18 protein-coding genes are annotated in these 15,765 nt (G+C 52.6%); 13 read left to right on the top strand and 5 right to left on the bottom strand.

Annotated elements, in window-relative coordinates:
- The first annotated feature begins 2 nt into the window (after nucleotides 1-2).
- Nucleotides 3-1,652, top strand: a complete 1,650-nt coding sequence (locus IV04_RS20700; protein WP_037395131.1) for a Na+/H+ antiporter — start codon at nucleotides 3-5, stop codon at nucleotides 1,650-1,652.
- 108 nt (nucleotides 1,653-1,760) lie between these two features.
- Here IV04_RS20700 and IV04_RS20695 read toward each other — a convergent pair whose 3' ends face one another.
- Nucleotides 1,761-3,491, bottom strand: coding sequence for a SulP family inorganic anion transporter (locus IV04_RS20695; RefSeq protein ID WP_037395128.1), 1,731 nt, complete (start codon nucleotides 3,489-3,491; stop codon nucleotides 1,761-1,763).
- Nucleotides 3,492-3,645: 154 nt separating this feature from the next.
- On the bottom strand, nucleotides 3,646-4,533 hold the full coding sequence (locus tag IV04_RS20690) for a LysR family transcriptional regulator (protein ID WP_037395125.1): 888 nt from the start codon (nucleotides 4,531-4,533) through the stop codon (nucleotides 3,646-3,648).
- Between the two features lie 123 nt (nucleotides 4,534-4,656).
- On the opposite strand from IV04_RS20690, the gene IV04_RS20685 reads away from it, so the two are divergent.
- Both IV04_RS20685 and IV04_RS20680 read left to right on the top strand, forming a co-directional pair.
- Complete coding sequence (locus IV04_RS20685) at nucleotides 4,657-5,079, top strand: CidA/LrgA family protein (RefSeq protein ID WP_037395122.1); 423 nt, start codon at nucleotides 4,657-4,659, stop codon at nucleotides 5,077-5,079.
- The gene (locus IV04_RS20680) at nucleotides 5,072-5,761 is read left to right on the top strand and encodes an LrgB family protein (RefSeq protein ID WP_037395119.1); all 690 of its coding nucleotides are present in this window, start codon (nucleotides 5,072-5,074) and stop codon (nucleotides 5,759-5,761) included. Before IV04_RS20685 ends, IV04_RS20680 begins: the two co-directional genes overlap by 8 nt.
- Nucleotides 5,762-5,793: 32 nt before the next feature.
- Here IV04_RS20680 and IV04_RS20675 read toward each other — a convergent pair whose 3' ends face one another.
- Together IV04_RS20675 and lpxP are read right to left on the bottom strand one after the other, a co-directional pair.
- Nucleotides 5,794-6,483, bottom strand: coding sequence for a CTP synthase (locus IV04_RS20675; RefSeq protein WP_037395116.1), 690 nt, complete (start codon nucleotides 6,481-6,483; stop codon nucleotides 5,794-5,796).
- 140 nt (nucleotides 6,484-6,623) lie between these two features.
- Nucleotides 6,624-7,544: a kdo(2)-lipid IV(A) palmitoleoyltransferase gene (gene lpxP / locus IV04_RS20670; protein WP_037395113.1), complete on the bottom strand. Its 921-nt coding sequence runs from the start codon at nucleotides 7,542-7,544 to the stop codon at nucleotides 6,624-6,626.
- A gap of 434 nt (nucleotides 7,545-7,978) precedes the next feature.
- Between lpxP and IV04_RS20665 the strand changes: the two genes are divergently transcribed.
- The 3 genes from IV04_RS20665 to IV04_RS20655 are packed head-to-tail and all read left to right on the top strand — an operon-like array spanning nucleotide 7,979 to nucleotide 10,289.
- Entirely contained in the window at nucleotides 7,979-9,202 is a 1,224-nt protein-coding gene (locus IV04_RS20665) for a site-specific integrase (protein ID WP_037395110.1), read from the top strand.
- Nucleotides 9,199-10,020: a hypothetical protein gene (locus IV04_RS20660; protein WP_037395106.1), complete on the top strand. Its 822-nt coding sequence runs from the start codon at nucleotides 9,199-9,201 to the stop codon at nucleotides 10,018-10,020. Before IV04_RS20665 ends, IV04_RS20660 begins: the two co-directional genes overlap by 4 nt.
- A gap of 53 nt (nucleotides 10,021-10,073) precedes the next feature.
- Nucleotides 10,074-10,289, top strand: coding sequence for an AlpA family transcriptional regulator (locus tag IV04_RS20655; protein WP_037395103.1), 216 nt, complete (start codon nucleotides 10,074-10,076; stop codon nucleotides 10,287-10,289).
- A 454-nt stretch (nucleotides 10,290-10,743) separates the two neighbouring features.
- Here IV04_RS20655 and IV04_RS20650 read toward each other — a convergent pair whose 3' ends face one another.
- On the bottom strand, nucleotides 10,744-10,947 hold the full coding sequence (locus tag IV04_RS20650; RefSeq protein WP_037395100.1) for a YlcI/YnfO family protein: 204 nt from the start codon (nucleotides 10,945-10,947) through the stop codon (nucleotides 10,744-10,746).
- 196 nt (nucleotides 10,948-11,143) lie between these two features.
- Between IV04_RS20650 and IV04_RS26445 the strand changes: the two genes are divergently transcribed.
- From IV04_RS26445 to IV04_RS20615, 7 genes are all read left to right on the top strand, one after another.
- Entirely contained in the window at nucleotides 11,144-11,359 is a 216-nt protein-coding gene (locus IV04_RS26445; protein ID WP_037441317.1) for a host cell division inhibitor Icd-like protein, read from the top strand.
- Nucleotides 11,352-11,585, top strand: coding sequence for a hypothetical protein (locus IV04_RS20640; protein ID WP_037395098.1), 234 nt, complete (start codon nucleotides 11,352-11,354; stop codon nucleotides 11,583-11,585). The genes IV04_RS26445 and IV04_RS20640 overlap by 8 nt, the downstream gene beginning before the upstream one ends.
- Nucleotides 11,578-11,868 (top strand): hypothetical protein, encoded by a 291-nt coding sequence (locus IV04_RS20635; protein ID WP_051916906.1) that lies wholly within the window; start codon nucleotides 11,578-11,580, stop codon nucleotides 11,866-11,868. Before IV04_RS20640 ends, IV04_RS20635 begins: the two co-directional genes overlap by 8 nt.
- On the top strand, nucleotides 11,865-12,203 hold the full coding sequence (locus tag IV04_RS20630; protein WP_037395097.1) for a hypothetical protein: 339 nt from the start codon (nucleotides 11,865-11,867) through the stop codon (nucleotides 12,201-12,203). The genes IV04_RS20635 and IV04_RS20630 overlap by 4 nt, the downstream gene beginning before the upstream one ends.
- On the top strand, nucleotides 12,200-13,948 hold the full coding sequence (locus IV04_RS20625; RefSeq protein ID WP_037395094.1) for a DUF5906 domain-containing protein: 1,749 nt from the start codon (nucleotides 12,200-12,202) through the stop codon (nucleotides 13,946-13,948). Before IV04_RS20630 ends, IV04_RS20625 begins: the two co-directional genes overlap by 4 nt.
- 286 nt (nucleotides 13,949-14,234) lie before the next feature.
- Nucleotides 14,235-14,537, top strand: coding sequence for a hypothetical protein (locus IV04_RS20620; protein WP_051916905.1), 303 nt, complete (start codon nucleotides 14,235-14,237; stop codon nucleotides 14,535-14,537).
- Between the two features lie 215 nt (nucleotides 14,538-14,752).
- Nucleotides 14,753-15,765, top strand: a 1,013-nt coding sequence (locus IV04_RS20615; protein WP_037441313.1) for a phage major capsid protein, incomplete at its 3' end; no start/stop codon positions are given.

The following is a 15,765-nucleotide window of genomic DNA, read 5'->3' as shown; positions in this document are numbered from 1 at the left end:
GCATGGAAATCTTTTTTACAATCCTCATTTTGATCCTGGTGGTTTCCCTTTCTGGGGTGGTGACGCGCATGTTGCCGTTCCAGGTGCCGTTGCCGCTTATGCAGATCCTCATCGGGGCTTTGTTAGCCTGGCCGCATTTCGGTCTGCATGTGGATTTTGATCCTGAACTGTTTCTGGTGCTGTTTATTCCTCCGCTGCTGTTTGCTGATGGCTGGAAAACGCCTATGCGGGAATTTCTGCATCATGGGCGGGAAATCCTTGGGCTAGCGCTGGTTCTGGTGCTGATTACCGTTATCGGGGTGGGGTATCTGATTTACCTGATGGTGCCAGGGATCCCGCTGGTGGCGGCGTTCGCGCTGGCGGCGGTATTGTCGCCGACCGATGCCGTGGCGCTGGGGGGGATTGTTGGCAAAGGGCGGATACCTAAGTCGATTATGGGCGTGCTGGAAGGCGAAGCCTTGATGAACGATGCTTCCGGTCTGGTATCCCTGAAGTTTGCCATCGCGGTAGCGATGGGTACCATGGTGTTTACCTTAGGTGGTGCCACCATGGAGTTCCTGAAGGTGGCTATCGGTGGCTTGCTGGCGGGGGTGGCGGTGACCTGGGTTTACAGTAAATCGCTGCGAGTGATGAGCCGCTGGAGCGGCGATGACCCGGCAACACAGATTGTCTTCCTACTGTTGCTACCGTTCGCTTCTTATCTGATCGCCGAACATATCGGGGTTTCCGGTATTCTGGCAGCGGTTGCCGCCGGGATGACCATCAGCCAGTCTGGCGTGATCCGCAATGCTCCGCTGGCAATGCGCCTGCGTGCTAACAGCGTTTGGTCAATGTTGGAGTTTGTATTCAACGGCACGGTGTTTATCATGTTGGGGCTGCAGTTGCCGGGGATCATAGAGACCTCGATTTTGCAGGCCGAATTGGACCCGACGATTGAGACCTGGTATCTGTTTACCGACGTGGCGATTATCTATGCCGCGTTGCTGATGTTGCGTTTTAGCTGGCTGTGGCTGATGAAAAAGGCCAGCAAGCGCTTGATGAAAAAGCGCCCATTGCAGTTTGGCAGTTACAGCACGCGTGAACTGTGGGTGGCGTCGTTTGCTGGGGTTCGCGGGGCGATCACGCTGGCGGGCGTGCTGTCGATCCCATTGTTGCTCAGCGATGGCACCGCTTTCCCTGCCCGTTACCAACTGGTGTTTATTGCTACCGGCGTGATTTTGCTGTCGTTGATTATTGGCGTGCTGGTGTTGCCATTGTTGTTGCGCGGTGTTCAGGTCGCTGACAAAAGCGCCAGTAAAGACGAAGAGCGTATGGCGATTGCCGTCGTGGCGGAAGTGGCGATTCATAGTATCAACAAAATGGAAGAGCGCTTGGCGGCGGACACCGAAGAAAACTTCGATCCGCAGATCCTGAAAGAGGTCAGTTCACGGGTGATTGGTACGCTACGGCGGCGTATTGCCAACAAAGATGACATCGAGAATGCATTGGCGCTGGAAAACCTGGAACGGCGTTTCCGTTTGACTGCATTACGGGCCGAGCGAGGGGAACTCTATCACCTGCGTGCTACGCAAAAAATCAGTAACGAGACACTGCAAAAATTACTGCACGATCTGGATTTGCTTGAAGCCTTGCTGATCGAGCGGGAAGGTTAAGATTGATGACCAAGTGGTGTTTATGCCCGAGATCCGCGGGTTTAGCGCCGATGATCGGAACAGGCTTGGTCAGTCGTCTGCAGGGCCGCAATGCGGCCCTTTAAGTGATTAACTTGGCAACGGAACTTCCGCGTCTCTTTCCCCTTCAGCCTTGAGTTCCTTGCTTTGAATCAGCCTCAACGCCAGATACAGGTCAGGAACCAGGATCAGATCGCGCTCATCACTACCGGAACGATGCAAACGGAACCAGCGTGTTAATTCGGTGCGCCTGCCTGCCAGTACCAGGCTGATACCACGCAGCTTAAGCTCCTGCTTGAGCTCGTTGATCGCTGCCAGCACGCTGATATCTGCATGAGTGAAGCTGGCGACCGCGTCGATCACCACCCAACGCGGTTTTACAGGGCTATTCTCCACCAGATTAGCGATCCGCCGCTTAAAATAGGCGACGTTAAAATAGGTCAGGGGCGAGTTAAAACGGTACATAATCACCCCATCGACCGGCTGAATATCGTTGTTTTCACCGAGCGAGTGGATCATGCCGTCCTCATTCACCCCGAGCAGCTGCTCGGTAGGCCGAAACACCGTTTGTAAAAACTGCAACAGGCCCAGCAGAACGGCGAGCCCGATGCCGGGAATGATCCCGACCAGCAGAACGCTCAGGAAGGTAAACACAGCCAGATTGAATGCAGAACGGTTACGCTTGCGCAGCCGGAAAATACTGCGCATGTCCAGCAACGACCAGCAAGCATAAATCAGTATCACGCCCAGTACCGGTATGGGAATAAACGACAAAGGTTCGTTGAGGAACAGCACTACCAGAGCAATGGCCAGCGCGGCAATGATGGAAACCAGCTGGCTTTTGCCACCGTTGGCATCGTTTACTGCAGTGCGGGAGTTGGCCCCGCTGATAGCAAACCCTTGCGAAAGCCCAGAGACGATATTCACTAACCCCAGTGCGCGGAATTCACTGTCGGCATCCACCTCATAGCCGTTCTTTGCCGCAAAACTGCGGGTGGTCAGCATCATGCTGACAAAACTGACTACCGCCAGGTTTAATGCGGGGATCACCAGATCGCGCAGCAGCCCAGGCTTAAAGTCAGGCCATGACACCATCGGCAGGCCACTGCCGGTATAGCCGGAGACCGTTTCGATGCCAAAGCGCGGTAAATTCGCCGCCCAACTTAGCGCCGTCGTTAATACCACGGCGAACAGCGGTGCTGGCCAATTGGGCCGGGCATAATGTACGCCAAGCAGAATCAGCAACGTCAGCAACGAGACACCCATCGTAGGCCAATGGCTGCTGAGTAAGTTGCCTGGCAAAGCGACAATGCGTTCAATCAGCTCACTGGAAGGGGATGCATAGCCAAACACTTTGCTGATCTGGTTAACGATGACCGTCAGCGCCACGCCGTTCAGCAGTCCATTCAAGATGGGGCGAGACAGCAGATCCGCAACCGCCCCTAACCTGAAACGGCTGGCAATCAGACACCAGGTGCCCATCATCAGGGTCATCACGATGGTTAACTGCCAGTGGAGTTCGGTATTGCCTGCGGCCAGCGGCGTGACGACGGCGGCAATCACCGCACAGGTCGCGGCGTCGGGGCCGACGATCAACTGCCTTGATGAGCCAAAAATAGCGTAAGCAATCATCGGCAGAATGCAGGAGTAAAGCCCGACGATGGCGCTCACACCGGCTAATTCGGCGTAGGCAATCGCCACCGGTAACGCCACTGCCGCGACAGAGAGGCCCGCGCGAATGTCTGGTTTCAGCCAGCTACGCTCATAAGCGAGCAGATTTATCAAACCGGGAGTCATCTTCTGGAGGGATTTCCACTGCATATATTTTCCATCTGGCATGAAAGTAGTGGGAATGCACAATGTCATGCAGCCTCGAATGGAAGGGCGCGAGGCGCATGTTCTTGGTGTTTTTTTGTCACCTTTAGCCGAAGTATAGCAGGTGATTTTGATATGAATTCCCCGGCACGGCGGGCTGTTACTTAGGCATTGGCCAGTAGTCGCGGCAGCAGGCGATCCAGGCCTGAGCACTGTGGGAAAGATAGTGGCCCTGACGCCAGATTAACCCCACCAGCCATTCCATACGCGGTTCCAGCGGCAGCCAGATAAGGTTGCTCTTATCCAGCCATTGGCACACCGGTTCGGGTAACGTGGCAATACCAATACCGGCTTGCACCATCGAAGCCAGAAAATCCCACTGCCCGCTGCGTACGGCAATCTTGGGCTCGAAACCCGCCTGATGGAACGCCGCCATCAGCATTTTATACAGCGTAAAATCCTCGTTATAAATCAGGATGGGCCACTCGGCGAGCTCAGCAATATTGATGGTGGTTCGGTTAAGCCAGTGCGTGTTACGTGGCATAACGACGCACATCGGGTGGCTCAACAGAGGGAGAAAGGTCAGTGGCTGTTCAGTACCGGAAGGGCGCACCGTCATTGCCAAATCCAGCTCACCGGACAGCACCGCCTGTTCGACTAACTGGCCGCCCAACTCGGCAATTTTCAGCTCGATGCCGGGATAGGTTTGGCGAAACTGCCTGATCAGCCCGGCGATCTGCCTGCCCACCATCGGTGGGATCCCCAACCGCAGTACGCCTTTTTTGACTGAACTGATGTCTTCCAGCTCGGCTTCCAACTGGCGGAACTCACCAAGGATCGCCAGCCCGCGCTGATAAACGGCCTGCCCGCTGTCGGTGAGATGCAGTTTGCGCCCTTCGCGGATCAGCAGTGTGCATTCCAGTTCTTCTTCCAGATGACGCAGCATTTTGCTGATCGTCGGCTGGGTGACAAACAGCTTTTCGGCTGCGCGGGTGAAGCTTTGCTGACGAACTACTTCAACGAAGTAGCGTAGGGTACGGACATCCATTTAGGCTCTCCTGGGGTAGCACTATTCCTTTCTGGCATGATACTGATGATTTTAATTCATTTCAGGCACTGTTTCCTCGCTGCGTATACTGTGAACCGTGATTTTTTATTTGAGGTTTCGGTTATGTACCTGGCGTTACGCCGTGCTGCGCCATCGTTGTTGAGCCGCTTACAGGTGCCGGCTCAGGTGGTGCTGTATGCCCTGTTATTCCTGCTTGCCGATCGACTGGTGAAGCAGTTCCATCTGCCGCTGCCAGCCAATATTGTCGGTATGTTGATGATGTTGGCGCTGATCTTGCTGCGTATTCTGCCGCTGAATTGGGTAAAGGCCGGTGCGCGCTGGTTGCTGGCTGAAATGCTGCTGTTCTTTGTCCCCGCCGTGGTCGCGGTAGTGAACTATGCCCAGTTACTGATGATTGAGGGCTGGAAGATTTTTCTGGTGATCGCCATCAGTACCCTGTTAACGCTGGCGGCAACCGGTTTGGTGGTGGATCGCGTCTACCGTTTTGAGCTTTGGCTGCAACGCAGGAAAACACGCCATGAATGATGTGATCCTCAGCCTTGCCTGCTTTGTGGCAACTCTGGTGCTCTATTTTGCCAATAAGAAACTCTACCGCCGCCGCAGGACGCTGTTGCTGATGCCATTGGTATTAACCCCGATGATTCTGGTGCTGCTGCTGGTGGTGACTCATATCTCGTATCAGGATTACATTGGTGAAACGCACTGGCTGTTGTGGCTGCTTGGCCCGGCGACCATCGCTTTTGCCGTGCCGGTGTATGAAAACCTGCAGGTTATCCGCCGCCATTGGCTTTCGCTCAGTGCCGGGGTGTTCACCGCAGTAGGCGTGGCCGTTTGCAGTTCGGTGTGGCTGGCGCGCTGGTTGACTTTGCCGGATGAGGTTCAGCGCAGCCTGGCGGTACGTTCTATCACCACGCCGTTTGCTCTGGAGGCGGCAAAACAAATGGGTGGGCAACCGGATCTGGTGGCGCTGTTTGTGGTGATCACCGGCGTGTTCGGCATGGCGGTGGGCGATGTGCTGTTTCTGCGGCTTTCGGTGCGCAGCGGGTTGGCGAAAGGGGCCGGGTTTGGTGCTTCATCGCATGGTGCAGGCACGGCCAGAGCCTATGAGTTGGGCCAGCAGGAAGGTGTGGTTTCCAGCCTGGTGATGATGCTGGCGGGAGTCATCACGGTGATCGCAGCTCCGCTGATTGGTCGCCTGATGTGGTGAGAACTGGGGGGCTATTTAGCCCCCAGAAGGGCTCAGCGCGCGGCCTGAATCAGTGCCACCACCAGCGGTGACAGTTCACCGCGCAACGCAGCACGTTCCGACTGGAACAGCGTAGCGGCATAAAAACGGTGCCCTGGTAGTTCTATTGAGCGCACATCCCCTTCGGTGTCGTGCCCGCTGACGATCAGCGGGTGCTGCTGCAGGTCAGCCACAAATTCAGGGTTCACACCAAAGTTACAGTGGTAACCCTCATGTGTTTCCAGCCTGCCATAGGCTCGGGCGATTAGCGTTTCCGGTTGGAACCGAACGGTACCGGTTTGTTCGACCAGTGAGCAACTGAGTGGGGCGATCACCAAACGGCCCCCGCTGTCGGTCTCTGCATGCCCGGCATCGTGCCAGCCCATCACATTGCGGGCATACTCCACAATCGCATACTGAAAACCGCCGCAAGATCCCAGAAACGGCACGTTCTGTTCACGTGCATAGCGGATCGCCATAAACGCGCCATCATCATTGTGATAGGGGCTACCGGGTACCACCCAGATGGCATCATAGTTCTGCAGTATCGAGGTTTCGGTAAGCGTTTCAGTAGCAAGCCACTGGAACTGAATATGGATATCCAGGTGTGAGGCAGTGAGTTGCAGAGCGACGGGGATAGCTTGGTGGGCAACAGCGGTTGGTTGGTAATCACCGACCAGAGCAAGACGAACCTGATTTTTCATTGCTTCTTTTTCCTGTGCAGGTAAAAAGAGATGTTACAGCAAAGTTAAAATCTGTTCAGCCGATTTCTAGATGGGGAGCACAAAATGCCAGAGGGGAAAATATCGTGGGGCACCGTAGGTTGCGCCCCAGAATGTGAGGCTCAGTACAGCGAAGGGGAGCCTGCCGGGCGGGTTTTGAAGCGCCGATGTAGCCACAGATATTGCTCTGGCGCGCGCATGATTTCCTTTTCCACCACTTTGTTCATATAAGTCGCAGCGGCAACCTCATCGTCGATCGGGTAATCTTCCAGCGCAGGTTGGATCAGCAGATCGTAACCACAGCCATTGGGGCGACGGATCAGCACCACTGGGAGCAACGCTGGCTTGGCCAGGCGGGCCAGCATAAAAGTACCGCTGGTGGTGGCTGCCTGATCAACCGCAAACAGCGGAGCAAATACGCTGCCGCGTGGGCCGTAATCCTGATCTGGCGCGAACCACACGGCTTCGCCACGTTTTAGGGCATTCACCATGCCGCGCAGGTCTTTACGATCCAGCATGGCCTTGTTGGAACGCATACGGCCTTTGGTTTGAGCCCATTCCATGGCTTTATTGTTGTGCGGGCGATACATCGCCATCATCGGCTGGCACAGGCCCATGGCCCTGCCACCAAGTTCCAGCGACATAAAATGCACGCCAATCACCAGCACGCCACGGTTGTTTTGCTGTGCGGCTTTCAGGTGTTCCAGGCCGGAGACATTAAACCAGCGCTTGACGCGGCTGTCGGGCCAGAACCAGGCCATGCCGGTTTCCAGCAGGCCCATCCCGAGGGATTCGAAATTACCTACCACATGGCGCTCACGTTGTTCTGCACACATATCTGGGAAGCACAGTTCAAGGTTACGGCGCGCGATGGTGACGCGGCGCTTCAGGAAGCGCATGGAGGTGCGGCCCATCCAGACACCGAGCTTGTGCAATACCGGGTAAGGGAGTTGTACCAGCAGGAACAGCACACCCAAGCCAAACCAGGTCAGCCAGTAGCGTGGGTGCAGGAAAGCACGTTGGAATTTTTGCGGGGGCTTCATCATTAACTCATTATGCGATTGGGTACGAGAACCTGTAACGCATAAAGAAGCAATTCGATAGCGATACAATATTCAGACACCCGCTCATGGCGATCGTTTGGACAACTTAGGTAATTTGCAAAATATTTACATTTAGTCGCTGAAAAGTCAGCATCACCCGATATATTTCGCAGAACTACAAATAAAAAGGCGCTCACCGGTTAAGGAAAAGCGCCTTTTATCAATACGTTAACTGATTAGTATCAGTTCATGCCGTATTCTATAAAGCACGGTTTTTTGCAGTTTATCATGGTTCATTATTGTTTTATTAACTTTATGATATTTATAAGTAATCAGCCTTTTTATGCTCGTTCTCGTTTATGCTTGTTTATGGGGATGCGCAGAACGGTGTAGTCTATGGTGTAGTCTGTGCAACATATGAACTGAGATTCTCTATGGCCGGTGCAACCAACAAATTGAGCGATGCAACGCTGAGAAAAATGATAGGACGGGAGAGCCCTAGCGATAACTTTTACGCTGACGGTGACGGCCTGAGCATCAAAGTCATGAAGTCTGGTGTTATGACTTGGCACTTTGCCTATCGCCTGGGTGGCCGTGAGGCTAAACCTCAACGCTTGAAGCTGGGGAACTACCCGGATATGAGTCTTAAGCTGGCGCGGGAAAAGCGCGATCAGTGTCGTGCCTGGCTGGCGGAAGGCAAAGACCCCAAGCACCAGTTAAACCTTACGATAGCTGAAACCCTCAAGCCTGTTACCGTTGAAGATGCTTTGAAATACTGGATCAACGAGTACGCCACCGATCACCGCGCCAACGTCGAACGACACAAAGCCCAGCTCGAAAAGCACATTTACCCCTATATCGGCGCTTTGCCTTTGTCACAGTGTGAAACCCGTCACTGGTTGGAATGCTTCGATCGGATGAAGAAAGAAACGCCGGTAGCGGCGGGCTATGTCTTCCAGATGTGCAAGCAGGCTCTTAAATTCTGCCGTGTACGGCGCTATGCCATCAGCAACGTTTTGGATGATCTGACCATACCAGACGTGGGCAGCAAGCAGGATAAGGGCGACAGAGTCCACACAGACGACGAGATCGGCCAGATATGGAAGGCCAGCCAGCAATTAAAGTTCAAACCTTACTACGCCGCCATGCTGCGCTTGCTGGTGGTGTTCGGCTGCCGTTCTCAAGAAGCCAGATTATCTACCTGGTCAGAATGGGATTTGAAAAGGTGGGTATGGACGGTACCGAAGGAGCACAGCAAGGGTGGGGCTAAAATAGTCCGTCCGGTGCCGGAAGCCATGAGGCCGTTTATCGAGGAGCTACACCGCCAGAATAAAGCCAGCGGCTTACTACTGGGTGAGGTAAAGGAATCAAGCGCGGTAAGCGCCTGGGGCCGTTTGGTCTGGAAGCGTTTAGGCCATGCTGAATCCTGGTCACTTCACGATATCCGGCGCACGTTCGCCACCAAACTTAATGATCTGGGTATTGCTCCGCATGTCGTTGAACAACTGCTCGGCCATATCATGCCGGGAGTGATGGCGGTCTATAACCTCAGCCAATATATGCCGGAAAAGCTGGAGGCGCTGAATATGTGGTGTGAGCGTTTGGAACTGCTGGCCGGTGAACATGACAATGTTATTTTGTTGCAGGTGAGAAAATGAAACTACCGATGCGTTTATATTACCCATTACCAGAGGCAGCAGCTAAAATGGGATGCAGCGTGAACGATATTATTCATTATGCATCAACCGGAGCTATGAACATTTCCGTGTTTATTGACGTGGATTTTAAAAACGAACCTGACAGGTATATCGGTGTTGGTTTTAGTAATGAAGTAAAAAACTCACCCGGCTTTTATGATGATTTTGTTGGTAAGTACCTAAAAGATCATGGGTGGATTATTAATGATTTGGAGCACTTGGAGAGGGCTGGAAATTGGAATCATCCAGGTTATTATGGTAAATCAATTTATGGTTTTTTCTACATTGGAGACTCTAATATAGTTAATCTTGAATTCAGTGGTGATGATAATATATTAATTGATTCACTTTTTGTAAAATCATCTTATGACTCTAATAATGATGTTCTTATAAGTTTCATGGGAATACCTATTAGCGTGAATGTGAAATATTTATGTGTAATGGCTAGTGAATTTAATAATATTAAGGAATATGGTAATTTTCAGGTTTTTGCCGGAGATCTTGATATTGCCAGCGAAAAGAGGACAAGAGTACAAAACGGATCAAAACAGAATAAATTGATAAAAGCATTAATAGAGATAGCGTATGGAAAAGGCTCATCTGAAAAGCCCAGATCACTTCTTAATGAGGAGAGAGGTACTGGTGATTTTCTAATAGATTTACAGAAGATGGGGATTAAACCGCCGGTGACTGGTTCAACTCTTGCTGATTATTTAAAAGATATAGAGCTTGATTATGTGGGAATTCCCACGCCAACTGTGGAAAACGACAAAAAGTAGTATTTTTTCACCTTAGGCTCCTTACGAACCCACTTAAACCGTAAGGAGCAATGATGAACAATCAACAATCTTTCACCGATCGCATTGTCCGTGAAGCGGAATGCCGGAAAATGACCGGCACATGCCGCACTAAACGCCACTTAATGGAAAAAGAAGGTAAATTCCCTGCACGCCGCAAGCTCGGTGGCCGTGCCGTTGGCTGGATGCTTTCAGAGATTCAGGAATGGTTGCAAAGCCAGCCGAAAGTAATCACCAATAAAACGGTGTGAGGTGGGGTATGGCACATAAAACAAAAGCGGCCTTGCAGGGCCGCCAATGTCACTACACAAAACAAGGCCAGCTTATCACACCGATCGATCAGGTCAACCGGTGCGATTATGTTCGCATCGCTGGTGGAACCCAGCCGGTGGCTGAGTTCGATATCAGACAGGTTTTGAGCAGAGTGCATAATTGCACTCTGGAACAAAATCAATCAGTTATAAGCGTTGGGGGAATTCCCCCAACGGTCTTAGAAACTGCCGGAATCCCGGTAGTAAACTTTTACTCAGCCAGAGGACAAGTATCTGTTACCGAAAATCCCGTATCTAACCGACTGATAAGCAAACAAAGCTCAAACTTGAGCCCTGTCACTCATTTAACCGCGCCGCTGGCGCAGTTCGATCTGGTCGGGTATCCGGCATTGTCGTGCGGCCCAGGCGATAACCACTCAACGGAAATTTTCGTTCAGCCCTTTGGTTCTTCCTTGGCCTTCTTGCGCTGCTCCGCTTTGAGTTTGCGCCCACAGGCATCCAGCACCCATGAAGAAAAGTTAGCTCCGGGGTTTTCTGGTTTCTCACGTTCTACGCTCGCGTCGATCTCTTCAATTAACTCATGCGGAAAGCGGATTCCCTTTGTTGTTGAGCGGTTGTTCTTAAAGCCTGTTGCCATGCTGTTCCCCTTACATTGGTGTAGGAACACTATACAGGTAAGAAAAGAAAATAAAAGCGTTGACGTGTATATGCACCTAGATATATGGTGTTTGTGCACCTTGATTTTGAACATGGTGCAAATAGCGAAGCCCGGCAGTGTTGGAGCACTAACCGGGCCTCTTACCACCAACGTTATCATGAGTAACGAGGTAGCTATGTTAGATCATATCACACCCTTAACCGGGCGGAATTCCCTCACCCCTAATAAGTACACATGGCGCTTTCTGGCGATCTCTCGCATTGACCGTGAAGCCAAGCCCTGCCGCTTATCCGTAGAGGCACACACCGAACGCGAAGCCCGTAAGGTTCTGGCTCCTCACTTCATCCTGTCATTTGCTGCCCGTCTGCCAGTGGAGGTGCGCCATGTCTAAGGAATTAACGCTTACCCAGGCATCAGAAAAAGCCTACCAGTTAGCCTCGCTCTTATCCGTGGTATCAGCGCATCGGTTTGATGGGGTTGATTCCGCAGATGGTGGAAACCTCGTTGATCTTGCCAGCGATCTAGCTGGAGAGGTGGCGGTATTTCTGGGTGACCTCTCAGCAGAAGAACGCCAAAACGTTGCAAATTCACGCCAAACGGGAGGCCACCATGCGTAAAGATGCTTACTGGCTGATCAATGACGGCCGCAACGCGCCACTCGAGGATGTAAAGGAGCTTCGGCAAGCCGCTTCGGTCGTGCATGACAGCATTCTTGAGGGCATTTCAGCAATAGGAAGCCTGATGTTTTGGGCTGCTGAGAGTGAAAGCTATGACGCCGACCAGGCAAAGACGGACATGTACAGGCTAGGCGAAATGCTGCAAAGCATTGCTCGGATAGCTCACGGTGCAACGCACGCAAAAGAAAACCTCGCTTACCGGTTACGGGAGAAAAAACAATGATCAGCCCACTGAAATTCAACGAACTGGTAAAGCGGGTAGAAGCGCTTGAGCTGGCTTTAACCTCCCTGCTGCGTAAAGACACCCTGCCGGAAGGCATGGCCCCATTAACCACTCTGGCCGCTGAAATGGGCCTCTCCACCAGCAAAGCGGAAGAACTGGCGCGTAACAGCGGCGTGATGATTGTGAAGCAGGGCCACGGCCACATCGTGCATGAAGCCAATTTCAGAAAGGCGGCGCTGATCATCATCAAGGGAGCAAAGCGCAAATACGGCAGTAAATACTGGTACCACCCGCTGATCGGCAAATTCACCATGACAGTGAGGCCGCAGCTATGAGCAAACCGCAGAAGGTGAGTACCAGCCAATGGCCGAATGAGCTGTTCTCCTGCGTCTATCGCTGGGTTAATGGTCGCCCCGTAGAGAAAGCCATAGCGGCAAAAGCCATTCTCCAAACCACGGCAGGAACGCCACTTAACGATCTGGCAAGAAAGCTACATGCCCTTGCTATCGGGAATGTTACCCCGGAGTGGTTGGCGGATAACGGCTTTATTTCCAGCCGTACCCCTGAATCTGCCAGGGAGAAGCGCGAAGCGGTAGCGCTGGAGTTTATCGACCGTAAAGAGCTGGTGGCCGTACTGGCTGATTCTGACCGGATTAACGGCTTGTTCAATGCGGCACCGCCAGAACCAGCGGCAACCCCGGCCCTTAACCAGATGGGGGCCAGCCAGCGCGGTGATGTGCTTCTGGCTCGCTACAGTGGGGCGCTGGCAATACATGGCGACTCTGACACCGTTCATCATTATGACGGGGTGATCTGGAAGCCTATAGCCGATAAAGAGCTGCAGCGGGAAATGGCGGCGATCTACCGTGAGGCCGAGATCTCTTACTCACAACCGGGCATCAAATCCGCCGTGGATACCATGAAACTGAGCCTGCCCCGTATGGGGGCCACAGAGCGGCACCTTATCGGGTTCACCAACGGGGTATTTGATACTAAGGCCGGGGAATTCCGGCCACACCGCCGAGAGGATTGGTTGCTGATCGCCAGCGGCGTCGAATTCAGCCAGGCGCACGAAGGGGAAACACTGGCCAGCCATGCACCAAACTTCTGGAAGTGGTTAACCCGTTCCACAGGGGGGAATACCCGTAAGGCTGATCGGGTACTGGCTGCGCTCTATATGGTGATGGCGAACCGGTATGACTGGCAGCTATTCCTTGAAGTCACCGGGCCGGGCGGCAGCGGTAAAAGTGTGTTTGCCGAGGTCTGCACCATGTTGGCCGGTAAAGGTAATACGGTGGCCGCCAGCATGTCCTCACTGGAGAACCCCAAGGAGCGGGAGTTGATTGTCGGTGCCTCGCTGATCGTGCTGTCTGATATGGCCCGTTATGCTGGTGACGGTTCGGGGATCAAAGCCATTACAGGCGGCGACAAGGTAGCCGTAGACCCGAAATACAAAGCGCCTTACTCGATGCGGATCCCTGCTGTGGTGCTGGCGGTGAATAACAACTCAATGACCTTCAGCGATCGCAGTGGGGGCATATCACGGCGTAGGGTGATTTTTAACTTTGCCGATGTGGTGCCGGATGGGGAACGTGATATTCACCTACCTGAAAAGATTGAGGCAGAGCTGGCGGTTATCATCCGGCACCTGCTAACCCGCTTTGCCAAGCAACAGGAGGCCAAAGGGCTTTTACTGGAACAGCGGCAATCTGAGGAAGCGTTAGCCATCAAGCGTGAGGGGGATTCGCTGGTGGATTTTTGCGGCTACCTGATGGCGCTTGTGGAGTGTGAAGGAATGTTCATAGGCAATGCTGAGATTATTCCCTTTGCGCCACGGCGTTATCTATACCACGCCTATATGGCCTACATGTCAGCACATGGCCTGGGTAAGCCGGTGTCGTTAACTCGGTTCGGTAAGGATATGCCGGGCGCTATGGCCGAGTATGGCAAGGAGTATAAGAAGGCCGAATCCAAGAAGAAAGCAACCCGTGGCCGTATCCAGTCCAACATCACGTTACTGGATGAGGCCGAAGAGTGGCTGCCAGCGGCCATGGGAGGCGATGAGCCTATAGGGGGTTAGGCAGTAATATAGTTTTTCTTCAATAAACTGTCTGAACTGTCCGCCCTTATAATAAAAATATAGTAAATACAGTTAATTAAGTAGGGCGGACAGTGGGCGGATAGTTGGTGTTAAGTGTCTGAACTGTCCGACTCGTGGCGGATAGTTTGGGCGGGTAGTGGCGGACAGTTTTCTAACAACTGTCTGACGGCTTAACTTAATGATTTATATTTAAAAAATGACGAGGGCGGACAGTACGGACAGTTTTAGTAGTAAAAAACTTTTTTCTATAAAATGAGAGGTAAAAATGAACATCACCAACCAAGATGAAATGACGTATTCAAAAGTTAACATCAAGAAGATCGCCGACCATAAAAACCTGTTTGGTATTCCTGATGGTGGAAGTGATTTGCAAATGATGCCCCTGAGTGAATACCGCAATATGGTGAAGCGGGAGGCTTTCTTTTTTGTCGATCACCACGGTTTCTTGATACACCAGTTTTCAGGTGAAGTTCTTGCCACCAGCAAGGAACACATTGATATTCTCATTGAGCAACTTAAAAGGGAAAGACGCTTATTAGATGATGCCTTAGACCTTGCCAAAGGATAGTTTTGTAAATGTTCTGTTCGCGATTGTTTACTAGCGTTCAGGACAAAAACAGCCTGTTTACTATTTTATTCTGCTGTATATGTTGAGGGGTGACACTCCGACGGGAGCCGTCACTTTAGCCGTTTAACTCCCACCTTTCCGCACTGGAAATCTGTTAAGCGGCTTCCCTCTCTGAGTTGGTTTCCCGTCTGTATTCACATTACACGGAAACCGCTATGAAAAAATTGATTGAACTCCGCCAGAAGAAAGCCGAACTCGCCACCCAAATGCGCTCCCTGCTGACCAAGGCCGAAGAAGAGAAACGCAGCCTTAACCCAGACGAAGCCAAACAGTTTGACGAGCTCCGCACCCAGGCCGACACCCTACAGGCTGATATTGCCCGTTATGAATCCCTGGCCGATGAAGAACGTGCCCAAGGTGGCAACGCCAAACCAGCCAAAGACGGTAAGACCATCACCAATGAAGAGTTGCGCCACTACATCATGACCGGTGAAACCCGGATGCTGTCTACCACCGTCAATGAGAGCGGCGGCTATTCCGTTATCCCTGAGCTGGATACTGAGATCATGCGCATGCTGATGGATGAAAGCGTGATGCGCCAGATCTGCACGGTGAAAACCACCAAATCCAACGAATACAAAAAACTCGTGTCCGTAGGCGGCGCGGCGGTAGGACGTGGCATTGAAGGTGAAGCCCGTGACGAAACCGCGACGCCTAAGCTGGAAGAGGTCAGCATCAAGCTGAACCCTATCTACGCTTACCCGAAAACCACCCAGGAAATCCTAGACTTCAGCGATGTGGATATTCTGGGCTGGTTGACCGAAGAGATTAGCGACACCTTTGCTGAAACCGAAGAAACCGACCTGGTAAGCGGTGACGGGGCCAAGAAGTCAAAAGGGTTCCTGTCCTATCCGCGTGAGGCTAAAGGCGATCGCACCCGTCCATTCGGTACCCTGGAAAAGATGGTTTCCGCTGGTGCTACCCCCACCGCTGATGAGCTGATCGATCTGGTCTTTAAGCTGCGCCGCCGCTACCGCCGTAATGCAGTGTGGGCGATGAACTCCAATACCGCCGCCATGCTGCAAAAGCTGAAGAACGGCAACGGGGATTACATCTGGCGCGATCGTCTGCAAGCCGGTGACCCCGATATGTTGCTGGGCCACCCGGTTCACTACCTGGAGAACATGCCGGACGCTGCCGCAGGCAAGCCGGTGATTGCTGTCGGTGA

It is taken from the genome of Serratia sp. Ag1, assembly GCF_000743355.1.
Classification (GTDB): Bacteria; Pseudomonadota; Gammaproteobacteria; order Enterobacterales; family Enterobacteriaceae; genus Chania.
This window is presented reverse-complemented; position numbering and strand designations above follow the sequence as displayed.